Source organism: Pseudomonas sp. GM21, assembly GCF_000282215.1.
Classification (GTDB): domain Bacteria; phylum Pseudomonadota; class Gammaproteobacteria; order Pseudomonadales; family Pseudomonadaceae; genus Aquipseudomonas.
The window spans coordinates 1-21,660 of the sequence record NZ_AKJS01000022.1 but is presented as its reverse complement, the minus strand read 5'-3'; the positions used below and the strand labels follow the sequence as shown (position 1 = coordinate 21,660).

Genomic DNA, 21,660 nt, shown 5'->3' with positions numbered 1-21,660 from the left:
ACAGAATTCAGTACACCCTCGGTGGGGCCGAAAAGCCAACCCATCAATCCCGGTAAAACACCTGCACCAGGTGATAACCGAACTTGCTCTTGATCGGCCCATGCACCACCCTCAGCGGTTTCTTGAAAATCACTGCATCAATGACCCCGACCATCTGTCCCGGCCGCACTTCACCCAAGTCGCCGCCGCGCTTGCCGGACGGACAGGTGGAATACTTCTTGGCCAGCACATCGAAGGCTTCGCCCTTGGCGATGCGTTGTTTGAGCTGCTCGGCTTCTTCCGAGGTTTTCACCAGAATGTGGCGGGCTTGAGCTTTCATGGGGGCATACCTTGCAACGGTGGTGGCTATGTTGGTGCCAGCGGGGGGCGGGCGATTATGCCTCAACTCACTCGGGTTGGCCGATCATCGTGCGAATCTTGTTGGCCAGCAGGTCGATGGAAAACGGTTTGGCTACCATGTCCATGCCTTCCTCCAGAAAACCCTGACGTTCAGCGGCCGTTTCCGCGTAACCGGTCATGAACAACACTTTGAGATCCGGGCGATGCTGACGGGCGATCTCGGCCAATTGCCGACCGTTCATGCCCGGCAGCCCGACATCGGTCACCAACAGATCGACGCGCAAGTCGGATTCCAGCAGCGGCAGGGCGGTCTTCGCATCTTCGGCTTCGTGTGCGTGGTAACCCAGCTTATTGAGCAAGTCGAGCACCAACATGCGCACAGCCGGATCGTCCTCCACCAACACCACGGTTTCCCCGGCAATCGCCGCTGGCGCCTCGCTTTTTACCGGCATCAGCACGTCTTGCGGTTCCATGTCGTGCAGGCGTGGCAAGTACAGTCGCACGCTGGTGCCCTTGCCCGGCAAACTGAACAGGCTGGCATGCCCGCCCGATTGCTGGGCGAAGCCGTAGATCATCGACAACCCCAGGCCAGTGCCCTGGCCGATGGGTTTGGTGGTGAAGAAAGGGTCAAAGGCCTTGGCCAGCACCGACGGCGTCATGCCGGTGCCGTTGTCGCTGACGGCGATCATCACGTAGTCCCCGGCCCTGACCGGTTCCAGCGTGGAGAGATCGTTGCCGTCGAGGTAAACATTGGCCGTTTCGATCAGCAGTTTGCCGCCATCAGGCATCGCATCGCGGGCGTTGATCACCAGGTTGAGCAAGGCGTTTTCCAGTTGACTCACGTCGGTGCTGATCGGCCAGACTTCATCGGCCAATTGCAGGCTCAGCTCGATGTGGTCGCCCTTGGTGCGGCTGAGCAAATCTTCCAGCGAGCGCACCAGCTCATTGGTGTTCAGCGGCTTGCGATCCAGTGATTGACGCCGGGAGAACGCCAGCAGGCGATGGGTCAACGCGGCGGCGCGATTGGCTGAGGACACGGCGGCGTCGGTAAAACGGCCGATCTCGTCGGTGCGCCCCTCGGCGATATAGCGCTGCATCAAGTCAAGGCTGCCGATGATCCCGGTCAGCATGTTGTTGAAGTCATGGGCGATGCCACCGGTGAGTTGGCCGACCGCTTCCATTTTCTGCGCATGGCGCAAGGCATCTTCGGCGCGTTCACGCTCGAACATCTCGTTTTGCAGACGCTGGTTGGCTTGCGCGAGCTGTTGAGTACGGGCAGCGACGCGCTCTTCCAGGGTTTCGTTGAGATTGCGCAGGGCTTCTTCGGTCTGTTTACGCTCGGTTTCGTCGATCACAAAAATATAGAACCCATTCACCGCGCCATCCGCACCGTGGCGCGGCAGGTAGTTCATCAGTGCCTGGCGGAGGCTGCCGTCACGGTGCGGCGTGCTGATGCTGAAACAACATGGCTTGCCCTTCAGCGCGTCGGCGATGTATTCGGCGCGCAACGCATAGGCCTGCTCACCCAGCACCTCACGAATGGTTTTGCCGTAGAGCTCCTGTGGCGTCAGGCCATACCAGTCCAGGTACGCAGCGTTATTCAGGCGGAAACGCTCTTCACTGTCGACGTAACTGATCAGGACTGGCATGGCGTTGATGATCAGTTGCAGCTCGGTCTGACTCTGGCGCAATGCCTGCTCGGTGTGTTTGCGCTCGGTCAGGTCCAGCGCAGCGCCGAGAAAACGCATCGGCCGGCCGTGGTGATCCTTGTAGCAGCGCCCCCGGGCAAACACCCAGCGCACTTGGCCGTCGGGTTGCAGCAGGCGATATTCCTCGGCGTACTCGGTGCCATGGGTGATGCAATGCTTGATGCTGCGCGCAATCAACGCCCGGTCTTCTGGATGCACGCCGTGCAGGTATTCGCTGATGGGCAAGTGCCCGGCCATGCCCGGATCGACGCCGTGCAGTTGGGCGAAATGGGCGTCGGCGAGGAAGCGGTCTTCGCCGATGTCCCAGTCCCAGGTGCCGACCGCATCGGTGGCGGCCAGGGCCAGTTGCAGACGTTGCTCGGTGTCGCGCTGAGCCTTGAGGCTGGCGGCCGAGCGCTGTTCCAGTTCCAGTGCGATTCGGCGGCGTTCGTTGGTTTCGATGGCCGTGACCAGAATGCCGGCGACCTCGGCGTTTTCATCGCGAATCGGGCTGTAGGTCAAATCCAGCCAGAAGTCGGATGCCTCACCGTCACGTTGCAAGGTAAAACGCTGTTCGCTGTAGGTGCGCACCTGGCCCTGCAGGACGGCGCTGTAAATCGGGTCGGTAAAGTCCTGGAGTTCCGGCCAGATCTGGTGCGTCGGTTGTCCGAATGCGTGTGGATGCTTGCTGCCGGCGAGGAAGGCGAAGCCATCGTTGTAAATCTGCGTGAGCTGCGGTCCCCATAGCAACAGCATCGGCATCGGTGAGTGAATCACGATGTCCACGGCGGTGCGCAAGCTCTGCGGCCAGGTGCCAGCAGCGCCCAATGGGGTGCTTGTCCAGTCCAGTCGAGCAATCAAGGCCAGGGCATCGCTGCCGGTGGGTGCTGCGTTCATCAAGTGGTCCTGCGTTTAAGTCGGCGGCGTTTTCTATCTCGTCGGGCGGTAGACGCTGGTTGACCCGTATTGGGTCATTATTTTTTCATTGAATGCTTTGCGGGGGCTTTTTGCCATGGAAATCGATGTTTGCGCAAATCATGGGCTGGCACAGTAGTTCACTGTCAATCAAGGAGTTCGGCGCGGTTGCGGAATTGTTCGAGCGCTTCTGGATTGGCGAGTGCATCGGTGTTTTTCACCTTTTGCCCATGCACCACATTTCTCACTGCCAACTCGACGACCTTGCCGCTGATAGTGCGCGGAATATCGGTCACCGCGAGTATTTTTGCCGGCACATGCCGAGGCGTGGTGTTGGCGCGGATGACCTGGCGGATCTGTTGCTGCAAGGCTTCGTCCAGTTCAACACCGTCCTGCAACCGCACAAACAGTACCACCCGCACGTCATCCTGCCACTGCTGACCAATGGCCACGCTGTCCAGCACCTGCGGGACTTTCTCTACCTGACGGTAGATTTCCGCCGTGCCAATGCGCACGCCGCCAGGGTTGAGCACTGCATCCGAGCGACCATGGATCACCATCGCGCCGTGGGGCAGTTGCTCGGCGTAATCGCCTTGGGCCCAGACACCGGGGAACTGGCTGAAATACGACGCCCGCAGCTTTTCCTGCTGCGGGTCATTCCAAAAACCGATGGGTATCGCCGGAAAGTGCCGGGTACACACCAACTCACCTTTCTCGCCGATCACCGGCTGACCGGCGTCATTCCACACTTCGATGGCCATGCCCAGGCTCTTGCCCTGCATCTCGCCCCGGCGCACCGGTTGAAACGGGTTGCCGTTCACAAAGCACGAAACGATGTCGGTGCCACCGGACATCGAGGCCAGACACACGTCGGGTTTCAGGTCGCGGTACACATAGTCATAACTCTGGGGCGACAGCGCGGAACCGGTGCAGAGCAGGGTTTTCAGGCTGCTCAGGTCATGGCTATCCCTTGGCTTCACGCCGTTGCTTTCCAGGGTCGCGAGGTATTTGGGACTGGTGCCGAAGACGCTGATGCGTTCGTCGTCGATCAGGTCGATAAGGCGTTGAGGATCAGGATGGAACGGCGAGCCGTCGTACAGCACCACGGCGCTGCCCACGGCGAGGGCCGAGACCAGCCAGTTCCACATCATCCAGCCGCACGTGGTGTAGTAGAACAGGCGGTCGCCGGCACCGAGATCGCAATGCAATCCGTGTTCTTTGACGTGCTGAAGCAACACGCCGCCGGTGCTGTGGATGATGCATTTGGGCACGCCGGTGGTACCGCTGGAATAGAGGATGTACAGCGGATGCGCAAAGGGCACAGGGACGAAATCCGGCTCGCCGCCAACGTCGTAGAAATCCTCCCATAACGTCACGTTGGCACGGGTATGGAAATCCACGATGTGCGCCTGCGGCCGTGCATACGGCACCACGATCAACTGCTGCAACGAGGGCAGGCGTTGAAGGATTTCATTGATTTTGCCGGTCTGGTCGATGTCCTTGCCGGCGTAGCGGTAGCCGGCGCAGGTAATCAGTACTTTCGGTTCGATCTGGCCGAAACGGTCGATCACACCTTGAGTGCCAAAGTCTGGCGATGAGCAGGACCAGATCGCGCCCAGGCTGGTGGTGCCGAGCATCGCGACCAGCGTTTGCCAGGTGTTGGGCATGCACGCCGCCACACGGTCGCCGAGGCCGACCCCCGCGGCGATCAAACTGTGCTGGAACCCCGCCACATGCTCCGCCAGCTCAGCCCAGGTCAGGTGTTCGCGCTGGCCGTTCTCGCCAATGGCGATCACCGCGATGGCATCGTCGCGACGGCGCAGCAGGTGTTCGGCAAAGTTCAGGGTGGCGCCGGGGAACCACTCGGCGCTGGGCATTTGCGGGCCCTCGACAAGTATCGCGTCGGCTTGATCGTGGAAGCGGATGTCGAAGAAATCGACAATGGCCTGCCAGAAGTCTTCACGCTGATCGATGGACCATTGGTGCAGGGCCGGGAAGTCATCAACGTGGAGGTGGTGTCGCTGACTGATGGAGCGCCGAAAGGCCTCCATGCGCGACTTGCCGATGCGCTCGGCGTTGGGTTGCCAGAGGATCTCGGACATGGCTTGGCCTCTCTCGTTCCCACGCAGAGCGTGGGAACGATCAGTGTCGGGGTCAGTGGTGGATTACTGCGCCAACCACCCACCATCAATATTCCACGCCGCGCCACGCACCTGGCTACCGGCCTCGCTGCACAGGAACAGCACCAGTTCACCCAACTGCGGCGGGGTGATGAACTCCAGTGACGGCTGCTTCTCTGCGAGCAAATCATGCTGCGCCTGCTGCGGATCGATCCCGGTCGCGGCGCGGTCATCAATCTGCTTTTGCACCAGCGGCGTCAGCACCCAGCCAGGACAGATCGCGTTGCAGGTCACGTGTGTGGTTGCAGTTTCCAGGCCCACCACTTTGGTCAAGCCGATCACCCCATGCTTGGCCGCCACATACGCAGCCTTGCCCACCGACCCCACCTGACCATGCACCGAGGCGATGTTGATGATCCGTCCCCAATTCTTGGCCCGCATGCGCGGCAGGCACAAGCGGGTGCTGTGAAACACCGACGACAGGTTGATCGCGATAATCGAGTCCCAGCGCTCCACCGGAAACGCTTCCACCGATGCGACGTGCTGGATGCCGGCGTTGTTGACCAGAATGTCGATGCCGCCGAACTCACGCTCGGCGTAGTCGATCATCTCGGCGATCTGCGTCGGGTCGCTGACGTCAGCCGGGTGATGACCGACCTTGCCGCCAAACTGCTGGACCTCGGCAATCACTTTGGAGGCATCACCGAAACCATTGAGCACCACGTTGGCGCCGGCCTTGGCCAGGCTGAGCGCAATGCCCAGGCCGATGCCGCTGGTGGAACCGGTGACCAGTGCGGTCTTGCCTGAAAGAGTCGTCATGAATACCTCACACAATGCCAGTGGCGTAGAAAATGCCGATGACCACGAAGACCGCCAGGGTCTTGATCAGCGTAATACAGAAAATGTCTTTATAGGCTTCACGGTGCGTCAGGCCGGTGACTGCCAGCAAGGTAATCACCGCGCCGTTGTGCGGCAGGGTGTCCATGCCGCCACTGGCCATCGCGGCCACGCGGTGCAGCACTTCCAGCGGAATGTTGGCCGCATGGGCCGCCGCGATGAAGTTATTGGCCATGGCCGCCAGGGCGATGCTCATGCCGCCCGAGGCAGAGCCGGTGATGCCCGCGAGCACGGTCACGGTAATGGCTTCGTTGACCAGCGGGTTCGGAATGCTCTTGAGCCAGTCGGCCAGCACCAGGAAGCCCGGCAACGAGGCGATTACCGCCCCGAAGCCGTATTCCGAGGCCGTGTTCATCGCCGCCAGCAACGAACCGCCGACTGCACTTCGACTGCCTTCGGCCAACTTGCCGCGAATCGCCTGGAAACCAAACACCAACACCATGATGATGCCCACCAGCAACGCTGCCTGAACCGCCCAGATCGCCGTCAGCTTGGCGATTTCAGTGGTCACCGGCGCGGCCATGCCCGCCAGCTGGAGGGTGTGGGTCTTGCCGTACCACTGCGGAATCCACTGGGTAAACAACAGATTCGAGATGCCCACGGCCAACAGCGGCGACAGGGCGATCCACGGGTTAGGCAGTTTGATGTCGAGTGCTGTTTCCGGCTCGTTGCGCAACTCGGTGCCATAGCCTTCGCCGGAGCGCTGGGCCTTGTTGCGCTGGCGCTGAAGAAACAGCATGCCGGCGCAGAACACGAAGATCGCGCCGATCAAACCCAGCCACGGCGCCGCCCAGGCGGTGGTGTTGAAGAAAGTGCTGGGGATGATGTTCTGGATTTGCGGGGTGCCGGGCAGGGCGTCCATGGTGAACGAGAACGCACCGAGGGCGATGGTCGCCGGAATCAAACGCTTGGGGATGTTGCTTTGGCGGAACATTTCAGCGGCAAACGGATAGACCGCGAAGACCACCACAAACAGCGACACGCCGCCGTAGGTGAGCAGGGCGCAGACCAGCACAATCACCAACATCGCTTGACGCGTGCCAAGCAGGCGAATGGCGGCGGCGACAATTGAGCGGGAGAAGCCGGACAACTCGATCAGTTTGCCGAACACCGCGCCGAGCAGGAACACCGGGAAATACAGTTTGATGAACCCGACCATTTTCTCCATGAACACCCCGGTGAAGACTGGGGCAACAGCGGAAGGGTCGGTGAACAGAACGGCGCCGAGGGCGGCAATCGGGGCGAAAAGGATAACGCTGTAGCCGCGGTAAGCAGCCACCATCAGCAGCGTGAGGGCTGCCAAGGCAATGATCACACTCATGGTGTGTCTCCTGGATTGTTATTTTTGTAGGGTAGGTCTTTTGTGGAAGAGGGCTTTAGCGAGATTCGTGCCATTCACTTAGGTCATTGAAATATAAGGATATTTGTTTCGTTTTTGATGGGCTTTCGAGATGGTTGTCTCTCATTTGAGACTTGTTTGGCAGTGATGGCCTCATCGCGAGCAGGCTCGCTCCCACAGGGGAATGCATTCCAAATGTGGGAGCGGGCTTGCTCGCGAAGGCCGCAACTCGGTCTTGCGACTACCGCGGATGCGCCGCCGCCAAAAGCTCTTTGGTGTACGGATGCTGCGGCGAATCAAACACGTCATGGCTGGCTCCGCTTTCCACCACCTTGCCGTCCTTGATCACGATCATGTCGTGGGCCAGGGCGCGTACCACCGCCAGGTCATGGCTGATAAACAAATACGTCAGACCGTGTTTTTCCTGAAGCTGGCGGAGCAGGGCGACCACTTGTTTTTGCACGGTGCGGTCTAGCGCCGAGGTCGGCTCGTCCAGCAGGATCAGCGCCGGTTTCAGCACCAGCGCCCGGGCGATGGCGATGCGCTGACGTTGGCCGCCGGAAAATTCGTGCGGGTAGCGATGACGGCTTTGCGGGTCCAGGCCGACTTCTTCCAGCGCCCGAATCACTTCGACCTTGCACTGTTCATCGGTCAACTGGCTGTGAACTTCAAGGCCTTCGCTGATGATCTGGGCGACTGACATCCTCGGACTGAGGCTGCCATAAGGGTCCTGGAACACCACCTGCATTTTCTTGCGCCACGGCCGCAGTTGCTTTTGCGTCAGCCCATCCAGCTCCGAACCCTGAAAGCGGATGCTGCCTTCGGAATCGAGCAACCGCAAGATCGCCTGACCGAGCGTCGACTTGCCCGAGCCGGACTCACCGACGATGCCCAGCGTCTTGCCACGCTGAATGTTGAGGCTGATGCCGTCCACTGCGGTGAGGTACGTCTTGCGCTGAAACAAGCCACCGCCCAGGGGGAATTGCACGCGCAGATTGCCCACCTCCAGCACGTTTTCGCGCTCATCGCGGGGCAGGGCTTCGCCTTCCGGTTCGGCATTCAACAGCACACAACTGTAGGGGTGCTTCGGCTCGGTGAAAATCGTTTCGCAAGTGGCCTGCTCGACGATTTCCCCGGCCTTCATCACACAGACCCGCTGGGCAATGCTGCGCACCAGATTGAGGTCATGGCTGATCAGCAGCAACGACATGCCGAGCCGTTGTTGCAGCGATTTGAGCAGGATCAGAATCTTGCGCTGCACGGTCACGTCCAGCGCCGTGGTGGGTTCGTCGGCGATCAGCAACTCCGGCTCGCAGGCCAGTGCCATCGCGATCATCACGCGCTGACGTTGACCGCCCGAGAGTTGGTGAGGGTAGGCCTTGAGCCGCTCTTTGGGCTTTTGGATGCCGACCAGATGCAACAACTCAAGGATCCGCGCTTGCGCCGCTTTGCCGGTCAAGCCTTTGTGCAGCAGCAGGGTTTCGCCGATCTGCTTTTCGATGCTGTGCAGCGGATTGAGCGACGTCATCGGTTCCTGGAATATCATCGCGATCCGGTTACCGCGCAATTCACGCAACACGTTGGCCGGGGCGCCGAGCAGTTCCTTGCCGCGATAACGAATGCTGCCGGTGGTTTCGGTGCCGGATTCGGGCAGCAATTGCAGGATCGAATGCGCGGTCACCGATTTACCCGACCCCGACTCGCCGACCAGCGCCAGGCATTCACCGGGGCGGATGTCCAGGCACAGATTGCGCACCACGGTTTCGCCATTGAAGGCAACGCTGAGGTCACGGATTTCGATCAGGGGGGTACTCATATCAACAGTCCGCGTCAGGATCTCGGATCGAAAGCATCACGTAATGCCTCGCCGATAAACACCAGTAAAGAAAGAATCAGCGCCAGCGTGAAGAACGCCGTCAGCCCCAGCCACGGCGCTTGCAGGTTCTGCTTGCCCTGGCCGATCAGTTCGCCGAGGGATGCACTGCCGGCGGGCATACCGAAACCAAGGAAGTCCAGTGCCGTCAGGGTGGTAATCGCCCCGGTCAGAATGAACGGCAGGTAACTCAGGGTCGCGTTCATCGCGTTGGGCAGAATGTGCCGCACGATCACTTTGCGATCCGTCAGGCCCAGCGCCCGGGCGGCCTTGACGTATTCCAGGTTGCGCCCGCGCAGGAACTCGGCGCGCACCACGTCGACCAGCGCCAGCCAGGTAAACAGCGCCATCATCCCCAGCAGCCACCAGAAATTCGGTTCGACGAACCCCGAGAGAATGATTAGCAGGTACAGCACCGGCAGCCCGGACCAGACTTCCAGCAAGCGCTGGCCAATCAGGTCGACCCAGCCGCCGTAATAGCCTTGAAGGGCGCCGGCGGCAATGCCGATCAGGGCGCTGACAAAAGTCAGCATCAACGCAAACAGGATCGACACCCGGGCGCCGAAAATGACCCGGGCCAATACATCCCGGGACTGATCGTCAGTGCCCAGCCAGTTCACATTCGAAGGCGGACTTGGTGCAGGTTTGTTGAGGTCATAATTCGGTGTGTCGTCACTGAACGGTATCGGCGGGAACAGCATCCAGCCGCCGTCCTTTTTGATCAGCTTCTGCACATAGTCACTGCGGTAATCCGCCTGGAATGGCAGTTGCCCGCCGAACGCCTGCTCGGTGTGGCGCTTGAACACCGGGAAATACCATTGCCCCTGATAGCTGACCACCAACGGCTTGTCGTTGGCGATCAACTCGCCACCCAAAGTCAGCGCAAACAGGCCAATGAATAACCACAGCGACCACCAGCCCCGACGGTTTTTCTTGAAACGTTCAAAACGACGACGGCCCAACGGTGAAAGCTTGAACATCAGGCATTCCTCGCGGCGAAGTCGATACGCGGATCGACCAAGGTGTAGCAGAGGTCGCCGACCAGTTTTATCAGCAGGCCAAACAGCGTGAAGATAAACAGCGAGCCAAACACCACCGGATAGTCACGCGAGACGGCGGCTTCATAACTCATGCGCCCCAGGCCATCGAGGGAGAAAATCACTTCGATCAGCAAGGAACCGGCAAAAAACACGCTGATGAACGCCTGCGGAATGCCCGACACCACCAGCAACATCGCGTTGCGGAACACGTGCCCGTACAGCACCCGGCGTTCGCTCATGCCTTTGGCGCGGGCCGTGATCACGTATTGGCGGGTGATTTCGTTGAGGAACGAGTTTTTGGTGAGGATGGTCAGGGTGGCGAAACCGCCGATCACCAGTGACGTCACCGGTAGCACCAGGTGCCAGAAGTAGTCGGCGACTTTGCCCACGGTCGAGAGCGACTCGAAGTTGTCCGAGACCAGTCCGCGCACCGGGAACCAGTTCAACGAGGTGCCACCGGCGAACACCACGATCAGGAACATGGCGAACAGGAACGCTGGCATGGCGTAGCCGATGATGATCGCGGTACTGCTCCAGATATCGAAATGGCTGCCGTGTTTCACGGCCTTGCGGATGCCCAGGGGGATCGACACCAGATAGGTGATCAACGTGGCCCAAAGCCCGAGGGAAATGGTCACCGGCATTTTTTCCAGGATCAGGTCGGTGACCGTGGCGCCACGAAAGAAGCTCTTGCCAAAGTCCAGCCGGGCGTAGCTGGTAAGCATCAGCCACAGGCGTTCATGGGCGGGTTTATCGAAACCGTATTGTTTTTCGATGTCCTTGATCAGCTGTGGGTCGAGGCCACGGCTGGCACGCGAGGTGCCGTGCATGGTTTCGCCGGACCCGCCACCAACCGCCGCACCACCGATGCCTTGCAAGTGCGCAATGGCCTGTTCCACCGGACCGCCCGGTGCCGCCTGGACGATGACGAAGTTGACCAACAGAATGATCACCAGCGTCGGAATGATCAGCAGCAGACGCCGCAGTATGTAAGCCCACATCAATGCGGCCCTCCGGGTTTGCCACGGCTGATTTGCTCGGCGGTCATTTGCTGGTTGGTCAGCGGCGTCGTGCTGATTTCCCACCAGCTCTCGATGGCTTCGTCATTGCTGGCCTGCTCGTTCGGTCGGCCGAACCGGTTCCACCAGACGGTCGATGTGCCAGGCGGGTAATAATTGGGAATCCAGTAGTAGTTCCATTGCAGCACCCGGTCCAGCGCGTGGGCGTAACGCAGCATCTCGGGCTGGGTGGTGGCGTGGACGAGGCCGGTGAGCAGGGTGTCGATCGCCGGGTTCTTCAGCACCATATAGTTATTGGCGCCGGGGTCGTTGGCCGAGATCGAGCCGAAGTAATTGAACAGTTCGCCCCCCGGGGAGGTAGTCACCGGGTAGCCGGTGACGATCATGTCGTAATCGCGGCTCATCAGGCGATTCACGTACTGCGAGGAATCGATACGGCGGATGTTCAGGTCAATGCCGATCTGTTTGAGGGTGCGCTTGTAAGGCAACAGCAATCGGTCCATGCCGTTCTGGCTGACCAGGAAGGTAAAACTCAGCGGCTCGCCATCGGCGTTGACCAGTTGATCGCCATCGGGTTTCCAGCCAGCCTGTTCGAGCAGGTCCAGCGCTAGCAACTGCTTGTCGCGAATCACACCGCTGCCATCGGTTTTCGGTGCTTCGAAGACCTGGGTGAACACCTCGTCGGGGATCTGCCCCCGTAGCGGTTCAAGAATGGCCAACTCCGCCGCATCGGGCAACTGTCCCGCAGCCAGGTCAGTGTTGGAGAAGTAGCTTTGCTGGCGGATGTACAGGTCGCGCATCATCTGCCGGTTGCTCCACTCGAAATCCCAAAGCATGGCCAGCGCCTGGCGCACCCGGCGGTCCTGGAAAATCGGGTTCTGCAGATTGAAGACAAACCCCTGCGCCGTCTGCGGCGCGTCTGTTGCCAAGTGAGCCTTCTGCAGGCGACCGTCGCTCAGGGCCGGGCTTTCATAGCCGATGGAATAGCCGGTGGCGGAAAATTCGCGGTTGTAGTCATAGGCCCCGCCCCGTAGCACCTGGCGCGCGACGTCGGTGTCACCGAAGTATTCGATGCTGAAGCGATCGAAGTTGTAGAGGCCACGGCTGACGGGCAAATCCTTGCCCCACCAATTGGCGTCGCGCTCGAAGGTGATGCTGCGACCGGAGTCGACTTTGCCCACCTTATAAGGGCCACTGCCCAGCGGCGCCTCGTACCCGCCACCGCTGGCGAAGTCGCGGGTCTTCCACCAATGCTCGGGAAACACCGGCAGCGTCGCGATGTCGAGGGGCAGGGTGCGGTTTTCGTTGCTTTTGAAATCGAACCGAATGGTCAGAGGCGACTCAACTTCCACGCCTTTGACGTCAGCGAATTGGGTGCGATAGCGCAGGCTGCCCTGAGTCATCAACAGGTTGAAGGTGTAGCGCACGTCTTCGGCCGTGATCGGTTTGCCGTCGGCAAAGCGTGCCTTGGGGTTGAGATGGAAACGCAGGAACAGACCGTCGTCCGGGCGCTCCATCTTTTGTGCGACGAGGCCATATACGGTGTAGGGCTCATCCAGCGAGCGCTGGGCCAGCGGCGAGTAGAGCAAACCGTCGATTTGAGTGACGCCAATGCCCTTGTCGATGTACGGCAGGATATGGTCGAAATGACCGATTTCGATCGCCGAGCGACGCATTGTGCCGCCCTTGGGGGCCTGCGGGTTGGTGTAGGCAAAATGACTGAAACCTGCAGGATACTTCGCGGGTTCGCCGTACACGGTCAATGCATGTTGCGGTGCAGCATTCACACCGGCGGCACCCAATAGCAGCGCCACGGCAGTGAACAACAAAGTGGGGAAAGCCAGTCGCATTGTCAGCCTTAGAGCCGGAGGATCGAAAACCACAATTTGTACGCTAGCGGCGCGTCCCTCGCCAGCCTAAAAACGTATCTGAAACACAACGGCCCACCAAAAGGCGGGCCGTTATGTGTAAAGCCTTGCGGATCGATCAGTCCTGACGACTGGTCACTTCCAGCAAGTGATAACCGAACTGGGTTTTCACCGGGCCTTGTACAACGTTGATTGGAGCGCTGAACACCACGGCGTCGAATTCCTTGACCATCTGGCCAGGACCGAACGAACCCAGGTCGCCGCCTTGACGGCTGGACGGGCATGTGGAGTTGGCTTTGGCGACTTCGCCGAAATCAGCGCCGCCTTCGATCTGGGCTTTCAGTTCGTTGCACTTGGCTTCCGAGGCAACCAGGATGTGACGGGCAGTGGCTTTAGCCATGGGAAATACTCCTTTCAATATTCAGTAAAGTGCGGAGCCTACCGGATTCAGTCGCCTATTTCTCGTCAAAGTTCCAGACAGATTACAGGCCGGCGTTTTTCAAGCGCTCGGCATGCTGTACGTACAACTCCACGGGATCGATGGCTTTGCGGCCCTGGCCCCCGGTATGACCGAGGCTGCTCAAGTGATCCAGTGGATAGTCGGAGCGGATCACTTTCCCCAGATGTGAGCTGTAGCGGCCGACCATGCCGTCGTTTTGCTCCGCTTCCGTGGTGAAGTAATGGGAAAAAGCGCGTAGGAACCCGTGCAGCGGGTCGAGTGCATTGAGTCCTTCGTCGAGCAGGGTTCCCTGTAACGTGCCGCTCCAGGAGTAATAACGCACGCCGTTAACCAGTTCGCGCCCCTTGCCTCCCCAAGTCTTTGGCAACCCTTGAGGGTACTTGTCGTTGAAAGCGCCCACACCTTCGGTGGTCAGCGCGTTGAGCGCGGCGACAGCGTTCTGGGGCAGGTGCAGGTTGCCGCTAAGTAACGACACAAAGTCGGCGAACAGTGTCGCCACGGTCGCGGCGACATGTTCCGGAAGTCGGCCGGGCGTCAGCGCCTTGCGCAGGAAGTCGGCCAGCTCCGAACCGTGGTTCGGGCCGCTGACGGAGGTCACCGACGCAATGGCATGGGGGGCCAGCGCCGCCGCATAACGTGCGGCCAATGCGCCCTGGCTATGGCCGATCAGGTTGACCTTGCTGGCGCCGGTGCCTTCCAGCACCCGGTCGATCTGTGCCAGCAGTTGGTCGCCACGTGCTTCGTTGCTATGTGTAGCCGACAGCTGCGGGATGAACACCCTGGCCCCCGCACTTCGCAGGGACTGCTTGACGTTATGGAAGAATTCGGTTGTGCCGATGCGATCGAAGCCGAAGAGCCCATGGATCAGCAGGATAGGGTGCTGGGTAGTTGCATTCCGTAGCATGTTCATTCCTTTTTCGCGGTCGTTCAGGGGTGTGCAGATGGGCTCACTCTAAAGCACCCCGGCACGTGGGCGGTGTATGAGGAATCCGCTGTAAGCTGCTGAAAAAGGTATAGAAAATGTAGGACATTTCGAATGTGCTTGAGGTCCTGTTCTGAATGTTTCGACATCTTTTGATCTGTAACCGCACATTTTCCTGCGATGGCCTACTCGGGAAACACCTTTACCTGTCAGTAATGTCCTGTTTGAGCCATAGCGCAATCTGTAGCAGCTGGCAAAGCCTGCGTCCGGCTGCGCAGCAGTCGTAAAACCTGAGGTCGCAGTCTTTCTGAAACACCGCATCGTCTGATTTCACGACTGCTGCGCAGCCGGACGCAGGCTTCGCCAGCTGCTACAAAAAGTGCGTTAGCCGTTTATTGATTCCCGCGCTGGGCTCGAAGCCGTTCGGCGGCCTGGCGCAACAGTTGCTCTGTGCGATTCCAGCCAAGACAGCCATCCGTGACCGAGACGCCGTAGCGCAGGGATGGACTCAGGGGCTGGCAACCTTCGAACAAATGACTTTCGATCATCATGCCGATCAGCGAACGATCGCCTTGCAGGCGTTGTTCGAGCACGTCGTTGAACACTGCGGGTTGTCGCGCCGGGTCTTTGCCGCTGTTGGCGTGACTGCAGTCGACCATGATTCGCACCGGGATATTGAGTCGGGTCAAATCGCGATGCACCTGAGCAACGCTGTCGCGGTCGTAGTTCGGTCCACGGTGTCCGCCGCGCAAAACCAGGTGAGTGTCGCGATTGCCTGGCGTCTGGATGATCGCAGGATGTCCTTGGCTATCGACGCCGAAATGCCGATGCGGATGGGCCGCCGAACGCATGGCGTCACTGGCAACGGCCACGCCGCCATCGGTGCCGTTCTTGAATCCGACCGGCATGCCCAGGCCGCTGGCCATTTCCCGATGGATCTGCGATTCGGTGGTACGGGCACCAATCGCCACCCAACTCAACAGATCATCAAAGTAACCGGCGGCCATGGGTTGCAGCAGTTCGGTGGCAATCGGTAAGCCGAGACGAATCATTTCGCGCATCAACTCTCGCGAAAGCACCAAGCCACCCGCCATGTCGTCGCTGCCATCCAGATGCGGGTCGTAGGCCAGGCCTTTCCAGCCGACGGTAGTGCGAGGTTTTTCGACGTAGGCGCGCATCACCAGCAGCATTTCATCGCTGACGTCGGTGGCGAGTCGGGCAAGGTGGGTGGCGTATTCGAGGGCGGACTGCGGTTCATGAATCGAGCAAGGGCCGACGATTACCAGCAGGCGGGAGTCTTCACCGTTGAGGATCGCACGGGCCGCGTCGCGGTGAGCGGCGACTTGTCGGGCCAGGGCGTTGCTGAGGGGCATTTGCTGTTTGAGTTGCAATGAGCTGGGCAGACGCAAGGTCAGCGCTTCATTGGCAGGGTTCAAAGTGGACAGCGGCAGAGCAGAGACGGACGAATTCATGGCAAGGCTTCCTGGGCTGGCGGCGGGTTCGTTCCCGCGCGCTCGGCCCTACTGGGGTGTTCGACAATTGGCCGGATTGGCTGCGTGTGGGTGCTTGCCACCTGTGGGTGACCGATCGGAGGCGGCAGGCTGTCCCGAGCGGAGGCTGGTAAATCGCCAGGCGGTAAAACTGTCGTAACGGTAATAAGTGGCGTTGTTCATGTCGTGAATCCTCAAAGTGTCTGGTGTGTCGCAAAAATGTGCGGGGCTGAAAAAACAAAACCCCCGGTCGGGAGGCCGACCGGGGGTTTGGAAAACTCTGGCGGCGACCCGTTTAAAGTGGGCGCCGTGTGGGTATCAGGCGCGCCAGTGGCTAAACCAATACCCAAAATAAAAGCTGACCGGAGCGCAAACGTCATTCGCCCGCGCAGCCGCCACCGAGCGCAGGGCGCTGATCGTTGGAAGCTGAGAGAGGGCGTTGAGCATGGTCTGTCTCCGATAGATGCACCGAGCTTACTCGAGGCCGGTGCGCGGTTTCAATCAGAAAATGCTATCGATGGCCGGCCGCGTTTTCTATCGCTTGAGTGCAGGCGGCTTTATGACACACTTTGGGTTTTGCCCACCCACTAACGTCACAAGGACGAAGCATGACGCCATTGACCATTGCCGCCGCTCAATCTTCCTCCGTCGCGGGTGATCTCGCTGCCAACATTGTCCGGCATCAGCGTTTCATGCAGGTTGCCGCGGAGCAGGGTGTTCAGCTACTGGTCTTTCCGGAATTGTCGCTGACCGGGTATGAGCGGGAATTGGCAGCCGGGTTGGCCATCGTACCGGGCGCCGAGGTGTTGCAGCCGTTGCGGGATTTCGCCCGGGAAGTCGGTGTGACGAGTGTGGTCGGCATGCCGATTCGGCTGTCGGAGGCTTCGCCAGCATTGATTGGCGCATTGGTATTCGGTGCTGATGGCTCTCTCGGTGTCTACAGCAAGCAGCATTTGCACCCCGGCGAAGAAGTGGCCTTTGCCCCGGGCACAAGGGGTTCGATGTTGACGATCGGTACCGATACGGTGGCGCTGGCGGTGTGTGCTGATTTTTCTCACGCCCGTCACGCAGCCTCAGCCGCGGAGCAGGGCGCCGCCTTGTATGCCGCCGGTGTACTGATCACGGAAAACGGCTATGCCCCGGATACGGCGCTGCTGCAAGGCTATGCCAACACTCATTCAATGACGGTGTTGATGGCCAACCATGGCGGTGCAACCGGTGGCTGGGAGTCAGCGGGGCGCAGTGCCATCTGGGCATCGGACGGTTCGCTCATTGCCGCGGCACCCGGTACGGGAAACGTGATGGTGGTGGCTCGGCGAGAAGCGGGTGAGTGGCGCGGACATATCGTCGATATTCCGGAGGCTTGAATGGGTTTCGAATGGCGTGCGGCCACACCCCGGGATCTCGACTTCGCCCGAAGGCTGACCTGCGACAACATGCTGCGCTATTACATTCAGCACGACCTGCTTTGGCTGGATGAGGCATTTGATGTCGCCTGGGCGGGGCGCGAGAACCGGATGATTGTGCGTGATGAGGCGGTGTTGGGTTTTGTCAGTCTGAGCCGCGATGCCAGTGCCTTATATATTCGCGAGCTGCACATTCGCGAAGCGTTCCGGGGGCAGGGCGCGGGCTCTTGGGCAATCGATCAGGTGTTCGCACTTGCGTGCAAGGAACGACGCCCGGCGTTACGCCTGACCGTTTTTGAAAACAATCCGGCAAAAAATCTTTACGAGAGAAAAGGGCTGACGGTGGTCGGCAAAGACGAGTGTTTCCTGAAAATGCAGCGTGACGTCGGTGGGGTGCATCGCTGAAACGCTCTGGTAACAAGCGTTTCAAGACGAATTGATACTTTTTATATGACGCTTGCCGCTAGGTCTGCCAGTAGCTTTTTGCTAAGGTGTCCGGCAACCCAATAAGACCAAATCGCGAGGTGTCTGCTTGATTAGGGTGCTAGTAGTCGATGACCATGATCTCGTTCGTACAGGCATTACACGAATGCTGGCTGACATCGATGGCCTACAAGTAGTCGGCCAGGCTGAGTCAGGGGAAGAATCCCTGCTCAAAGCGCGTGAGCTGAAACCCGATGTGGTGTTGATGGACGTCAAGATGCCCGGCATCGGCGGTCTTGAGGCCACGCGCAAACTGTTGCGCAGTCACCCGGATATCAAAGTCGTCGCGGTCACTGTGTGTGAGGAAGATCCGTTTCCTACGCGGTTGTTGCAGGCCGGCGCCGCCGGTTACCTGACCAAGGGCGCCGGATTGCCGGAAATGGTTCAGGCCATTCGCTTGGTGTTCGCCGGGCAACGCTATATCAGTCCGCAGATTGCCCAGCAACTGGCGATCAAATCCTTCCAGCCGACCAACGATTCGCCCTTCGATGCATTGTCCGAGCGCGAGATTCAGATCGCGCTGATGATTGTCGGCTGTCAGAAAGTACAGATTATTTCCGACAAACTTTGCCTGTCACCCAAAACGGTCAACACTTACCGTTACCGCATTTTCGAGAAGCTTTCGATCAGCAGTGATGTCGAGTTGACGCTGTTGGCGGTTCGTCACGGCATGGTCGATGCCAGCCTCTGACAATGACTGACGTCTTCGATCCCAGCGCTTTTCTGTCTACGGTCAGTGGGCGTCCCGGCGTGTATCGCATGTTCGACAGCGAAGCGCGCCTGTTGTATGTCGGCAAAGCCAAGAACCTGAAAAATCGTCTGTCGAGCTACTTCCGCAAATCCGGCCTGGCACCCAAGACGGCGGCGCTGGTGGCCCGTATCGCTCAGGTCGAAACCACGATCACCGCCAACGAAACCGAAGCCCTGTTGCTTGAGCAGACGCTGATCAAGGAATGGCGTCCGCCGTATAACATCCTGCTGCGCGATGACAAATCGTACCCCTACGTTTTTCTCTCGGATGGCCAGTTCCCTCGCTTGAGCATCCACCGCGGTGCGAAGAAGGCCAAGGGCAAGTATTTTGGTCCGTACCCGAGCGCCGGCGCGATTCGCGAAAGCCTGAGCCTTTTGCAAAAGACCTTTTTTGTCCGCCAGTGCGAAGACAGCTATTACAAGAACCGTACGCGACCTTGCCTGCAATACCAGATCAAACGTTGCAAGGCGCCGTGTGTGGGATTGGTCGAGCCTGAGGTGTATGCCGAAGACGTTCGCCACTCGGTGATGTTCCTTGAGGGGCGTAGCAATGCCCTGACGGACGAGTTGTCTGCGGGTATGGAGGAGGCGGCGGTCAATCTGGAGTTCGAGCGCGCCGCCGAGTTGCGCGACCAGATTTCATTGTTGCGGCGAGTCCAGGATCAGCAAAGCATGGAAGGCGGCACCGGCGATATCGATGTGATCGCCGCGTTCGTCAATCCGGGCGGCGCATGCGTTCACCTGATCAGCGTGCGCGGTGGGCGGGTGTTGGGCAGCAAGAACTTCTTCCCGCAAACCGGTATCGACGAAGACGTTTCCGAAGTCATGGCCGCCTTTCTCGGCCAGTACTTCATCACCAGCCCCGAGCGCGACTTGCCCAGCGAGCTGATCGTCAACGTGGTCCATGAGGACTTCCCGACGCTGATCGAGGCCATCGAAGCCTTGCGTGGTCGCGAACTGACGATCAGTCATCGGGTACGCGGTACGCGAGCGCGCTGGCAGCAATTGGCGGTCACCAATGCCGAGCAGGCCTTGGGCGCGCGTCTGGCGAACCGTCAGCACGTCGCGGCACGTTTCGACGCGCTGGCCGAAGTGTTGAACCTGGACGAGCCACCGCAGCGTCTGGAGTGCTACGACATCAGCCATTCCAGCGGCGAAGCCACCGTGGCCTCCTGCGTGGTGTTTGGCCCGGAAGGCCCGATCAAATCCGATTATCGCCGCTACAACATCGAAGGCGTGACGGCGGGGGATGACTACGCCGCGATGCATCAGGCCTTGACCCGCCGCTTCAGCAAGTTGAAGGACGGCGAGGGTAAGCTGCCGGATATTTTGCTGGTGGACGGCGGCAAAGGTCAGCTGTCCATGGCACGTGATGTTCTCAATGAACTGGCGGTGCCTGACTTGATTCTGTTGGGCGTGGCCAAAGGGGCGACGCGCAAGGCCGGTTTCGAAACCCTGTACCTCAACGATGCGGCCCACGAGTTCACCTTGCGCGGCGATTCCCCTGCGCTACATTTGATTCAGCAAATACGTGACGAAGCTCACCGTTTCGCCATTACCGGGCACCGCGCACGCCGTGGAAAAACTCGTCGCACGTCCACGCTTGAGGGCGTTGCTGGCGTCGGGCCGACACGGCGTCGCGATTTATTGAAACATTTTGGTGGATTGCAGGAGCTGTCTCGTGCCAGCATCGAGGAGATCGCCAAAGCACCCGGGATCAGTAAAAAGCTCGCAGAGTTGATTTATGCAAATCTGCACAGCGAGTAGAATGCCAACTCACCTCGTAGCCAGTTGTGCCGATGAATATCCCTAATCTGATTACCGTTCTACGCGTCCTGCTCATCCCGATCTTCATTTTGCTGTTCTACCTGCCTTACCAGTGGAGCTACCTGGCGTCTGCCTCAGTGTTCGCATTTGCGGCCGCCACAGACTGGCTGGACGGTTATCTGGCCCGACGCCTGGAGCAAAGTACCCCGTTCGGGGCTTTCCTCGATCCCGTGGCGGACAAGCTGATGGTTGCCGTCGCGCTGGTCTTGCTGGTGCAAGAACACGGCAACCTGTGGCTCACGCTGCCGGCTGCTGTCATCATCGGTCGCGAAATCGTCGTCTCGGCATTGCGTGAATGGATGGCCGAACTCGGCGCCCGTGCTCACGTGGCGGTGTCGAACCTGGGCAAATGGAAAACCGCCGCGCAAATGCTCGCGCTGGTCATCCTGCTGGCCAATCCGTCAGACTTTTCCTTCTGGGTCTTGATCGGTTATGCCTTGCTGCTGGTGTCTGCGGGCCTGACATTGTGGTCGATGGTCCAGTACTTGCGGGCTGCCTGGCCGCATCTGAAGACCGACGTTGAAAAGAAATAAAACTTTTTTGAATCAAGGGGTTGACGGGGCTTCTGGATTCTATAGAATGCGCCACACCAAGACGCGGGAATAGCTCAGTTGGTAGAGCACGACCTTGCCAAGGTCGGGGTCGCGAGTTCGAGTCTCGTTTCCCGCTCCAAGTTTGTACGCATTTGTTGTTGTGCTACTGACAGCAGATGTTTGAGGCCGAGTAGCAAAATGGTTATGCAGTGGATTGCAAATCCACCTACGCCGGTTCGATTCCGACCTCGGCCTCCACTATAAACAAGCTCCGTAGATCTATGATTTACGGAGCTTTTTTATTTCCGCAGCCCTGCAAGATTTTGTCTTGAAAAGGTCATCAGCGAACTTGCTTCACCAAGGCGGGATGTATATATTTCCCCCTCTGCTGCACAAGCGTCAGAACTGCCAGGTTGTCATCTGTCAGTTTTTAGACTGCTTCACCGCGCTACCGCCCGAATGGCGAAACTGGTAGACGCATGGGACTTAAAATCCCCCGCCTGTAAAGGCGTCCCGGTTCGATTCCGGGTTCGGGCACCATATAAACCCTGTTAAATCAGGTACTTAAAGAGATCTCTTCGGAGGTCTTTTTTTGTTTCCTGGCTTCGAAAGTGGCGTGGGAACTTGGTGGGAACCTCAGGGGCTTTTGTCGCTAATCTCTCGCCATCTCCGGCGTTTTTCAAGGTAGTTG

At 59.3% G+C, this 21,660-nt stretch carries 17 protein-coding genes and 3 tRNA genes; 8 read left to right on the top strand and 12 right to left on the bottom strand.

Annotated elements, in window-relative coordinates:
- Positions 1-43: 43 nt before the first annotated feature.
- The 12 genes from PMI22_RS23915 to PMI22_RS23970 form a co-directional block, all read right to left on the bottom strand.
- The gene (locus tag PMI22_RS23915) at positions 44-319 is read right to left on the bottom strand and encodes a peptidylprolyl isomerase (RefSeq protein ID WP_007898282.1); all 276 of its coding nucleotides are present in this window, start codon (positions 317-319) and stop codon (positions 44-46) included.
- Between the two features lie 67 nt (positions 320-386).
- Positions 387-2,924 carry a PAS domain-containing hybrid sensor histidine kinase/response regulator gene (locus PMI22_RS23920; RefSeq protein ID WP_007943542.1) on the bottom strand — a complete coding sequence of 846 codons (2,538 nt, stop codon included), beginning with the start codon at positions 2,922-2,924 and terminating at the stop codon, positions 387-389.
- Positions 2,925-3,088: 164 nt separating this feature from the next.
- Positions 3,089-5,044, bottom strand: coding sequence for an acetoacetate--CoA ligase (locus tag PMI22_RS23925; protein WP_007943541.1), 1,956 nt, complete (start codon positions 5,042-5,044; stop codon positions 3,089-3,091).
- 63 nt (positions 5,045-5,107) lie between these two features.
- Positions 5,108-5,881, bottom strand: a complete 774-nt coding sequence (hbdH, locus tag PMI22_RS23930; protein WP_007943540.1) for a 3-hydroxybutyrate dehydrogenase — start codon at positions 5,879-5,881, stop codon at positions 5,108-5,110.
- 7 nt (positions 5,882-5,888) lie between these two features.
- Positions 5,889-7,280, bottom strand: coding sequence for a GntP family permease (locus PMI22_RS23935; RefSeq protein WP_007943539.1), 1,392 nt, complete (start codon positions 7,278-7,280; stop codon positions 5,889-5,891).
- Between the two features lie 259 nt (positions 7,281-7,539).
- Positions 7,540-9,114, bottom strand: a complete 1,575-nt coding sequence (locus PMI22_RS23940; RefSeq protein WP_007943537.1) for an ABC transporter ATP-binding protein — start codon at positions 9,112-9,114, stop codon at positions 7,540-7,542.
- Positions 9,115-9,128: 14 nt separating this feature from the next.
- Positions 9,129-10,151, bottom strand: a complete 1,023-nt coding sequence (locus tag PMI22_RS23945) for an ABC transporter permease (RefSeq protein ID WP_007943536.1) — start codon at positions 10,149-10,151, stop codon at positions 9,129-9,131.
- Entirely contained in the window at positions 10,151-11,212 is a 1,062-nt protein-coding gene (locus PMI22_RS23950) for a microcin C ABC transporter permease YejB (RefSeq protein WP_007943535.1), read from the bottom strand. Before PMI22_RS23950 ends, PMI22_RS23945 begins: the two co-directional genes overlap by 1 nt.
- Positions 11,212-13,080: an extracellular solute-binding protein gene (locus tag PMI22_RS23955; RefSeq protein ID WP_007943533.1), complete on the bottom strand. Its 1,869-nt coding sequence runs from the start codon at positions 13,078-13,080 to the stop codon at positions 11,212-11,214. Before PMI22_RS23955 ends, PMI22_RS23950 begins: the two co-directional genes overlap by 1 nt.
- Before the next feature lie 136 nt (positions 13,081-13,216).
- Complete coding sequence (locus PMI22_RS23960; protein ID WP_007943531.1) at positions 13,217-13,498, bottom strand: peptidylprolyl isomerase; 282 nt, start codon at positions 13,496-13,498, stop codon at positions 13,217-13,219.
- A gap of 82 nt (positions 13,499-13,580) precedes the next feature.
- Positions 13,581-14,462, bottom strand: a complete 882-nt coding sequence (locus tag PMI22_RS23965) for a lipase family alpha/beta hydrolase (protein WP_007943528.1) — start codon at positions 14,460-14,462, stop codon at positions 13,581-13,583.
- A 410-nt stretch (positions 14,463-14,872) separates the two neighbouring features.
- The gene (locus PMI22_RS23970) at positions 14,873-15,952 is read right to left on the bottom strand and encodes a 3-deoxy-7-phosphoheptulonate synthase (RefSeq protein ID WP_007943527.1); all 1,080 of its coding nucleotides are present in this window, start codon (positions 15,950-15,952) and stop codon (positions 14,873-14,875) included.
- A gap of 626 nt (positions 15,953-16,578) precedes the next feature.
- Here PMI22_RS23970 and PMI22_RS23975 point away from each other — a divergent pair.
- The 8 genes from PMI22_RS23975 to PMI22_RS24010 all read left to right on the top strand — a co-directional run bounded on the left by PMI22_RS23975 (position 16,579) and on the right by PMI22_RS24010 (position 21,509).
- Entirely contained in the window at positions 16,579-17,337 is a 759-nt protein-coding gene (locus PMI22_RS23975) for a carbon-nitrogen hydrolase family protein (RefSeq protein WP_007943525.1), read from the top strand.
- On the top strand, positions 17,338-17,781 hold the full coding sequence (locus PMI22_RS23980; protein ID WP_007943524.1) for a GNAT family N-acetyltransferase: 444 nt from the start codon (positions 17,338-17,340) through the stop codon (positions 17,779-17,781).
- A 127-nt stretch (positions 17,782-17,908) separates the two neighbouring features.
- The gene (gene gacA, locus PMI22_RS23985; RefSeq protein ID WP_008015884.1) at positions 17,909-18,550 is read left to right on the top strand and encodes a response regulator transcription factor GacA; all 642 of its coding nucleotides are present in this window, start codon (positions 17,909-17,911) and stop codon (positions 18,548-18,550) included.
- A 2-nt stretch (positions 18,551-18,552) separates the two neighbouring features.
- Entirely contained in the window at positions 18,553-20,376 is a 1,824-nt protein-coding gene (uvrC, locus tag PMI22_RS23990; protein ID WP_007943521.1) for an excinuclease ABC subunit UvrC, read from the top strand.
- A 32-nt stretch (positions 20,377-20,408) separates the two neighbouring features.
- Positions 20,409-20,969 (top strand): CDP-diacylglycerol--glycerol-3-phosphate 3-phosphatidyltransferase, encoded by a 561-nt coding sequence (gene pgsA / locus PMI22_RS23995; RefSeq protein WP_007943517.1) that lies wholly within the window; start codon positions 20,409-20,411, stop codon positions 20,967-20,969.
- Positions 20,970-21,032: 63 nt separating this feature from the next.
- Positions 21,033-21,108, top strand: a tRNA-Gly gene (locus PMI22_RS24000).
- A gap of 45 nt (positions 21,109-21,153) precedes the next feature.
- Positions 21,154-21,227 (top strand) — tRNA-Cys (locus tag PMI22_RS24005).
- Positions 21,228-21,422: 195 nt separating this feature from the next.
- Positions 21,423-21,509, top strand: a tRNA-Leu gene (locus PMI22_RS24010).
- Positions 21,510-21,660: the final 151 nt, after the last annotated feature.

Coding starts and splice junctions, on each gene's coding strand:
- PMI22_RS23915 (WP_007898282.1), bottom strand. CDS start 319: ATGAAAGCTCAAGCCCGCCACATTCTGGTGAAAACCTCGGAAGAAGCC.
- PMI22_RS23920 (WP_007943542.1), bottom strand. CDS start 2,924: ATGAACGCAGCACCCACCGGCAGCGATGCCCTGGCCTTGATTGCTCGA.
- PMI22_RS23925 (WP_007943541.1), bottom strand. CDS start 5,044: ATGTCCGAGATCCTCTGGCAACCCAACGCCGAGCGCATCGGCAAGTCG.
- hbdH (WP_007943540.1), bottom strand. CDS start 5,881: ATGACGACTCTTTCAGGCAAGACCGCACTGGTCACCGGTTCCACCAGC.
- PMI22_RS23935 (WP_007943539.1), bottom strand. CDS start 7,280: ATGAGTGTGATCATTGCCTTGGCAGCCCTCACGCTGCTGATGGTGGCT.
- PMI22_RS23940 (WP_007943537.1), bottom strand. CDS start 9,114: ATGAGTACCCCCCTGATCGAAATCCGTGACCTCAGCGTTGCCTTCAAT.
- PMI22_RS23945 (WP_007943536.1), bottom strand. CDS start 10,151: ATGTTCAAGCTTTCACCGTTGGGCCGTCGTCGTTTTGAACGTTTCAAG.
- PMI22_RS23950 (WP_007943535.1), bottom strand. CDS start 11,212: ATGTGGGCTTACATACTGCGGCGTCTGCTGCTGATCATTCCGACGCTG.
- PMI22_RS23955 (WP_007943533.1), bottom strand. CDS start 13,080: ATGCGACTGGCTTTCCCCACTTTGTTGTTCACTGCCGTGGCGCTGCTA.
- PMI22_RS23960 (WP_007943531.1), bottom strand. CDS start 13,498: ATGGCTAAAGCCACTGCCCGTCACATCCTGGTTGCCTCGGAAGCCAAG.
- PMI22_RS23965 (WP_007943528.1), bottom strand. CDS start 14,462: ATGCTACGGAATGCAACTACCCAGCACCCTATCCTGCTGATCCATGGG.
- PMI22_RS23970 (WP_007943527.1), bottom strand. CDS start 15,952: ATGAATTCGTCCGTCTCTGCTCTGCCGCTGTCCACTTTGAACCCTGCC.
- PMI22_RS23975 (WP_007943525.1), top strand. CDS start 16,579: ATGACGCCATTGACCATTGCCGCCGCTCAATCTTCCTCCGTCGCGGGT.
- PMI22_RS23980 (WP_007943524.1), top strand. CDS start 17,338: ATGGGTTTCGAATGGCGTGCGGCCACACCCCGGGATCTCGACTTCGCC.
- uvrC (WP_007943521.1), top strand. CDS start 18,553: ATGACTGACGTCTTCGATCCCAGCGCTTTTCTGTCTACGGTCAGTGGG.
- pgsA (WP_007943517.1), top strand. CDS start 20,409: ATGAATATCCCTAATCTGATTACCGTTCTACGCGTCCTGCTCATCCCG.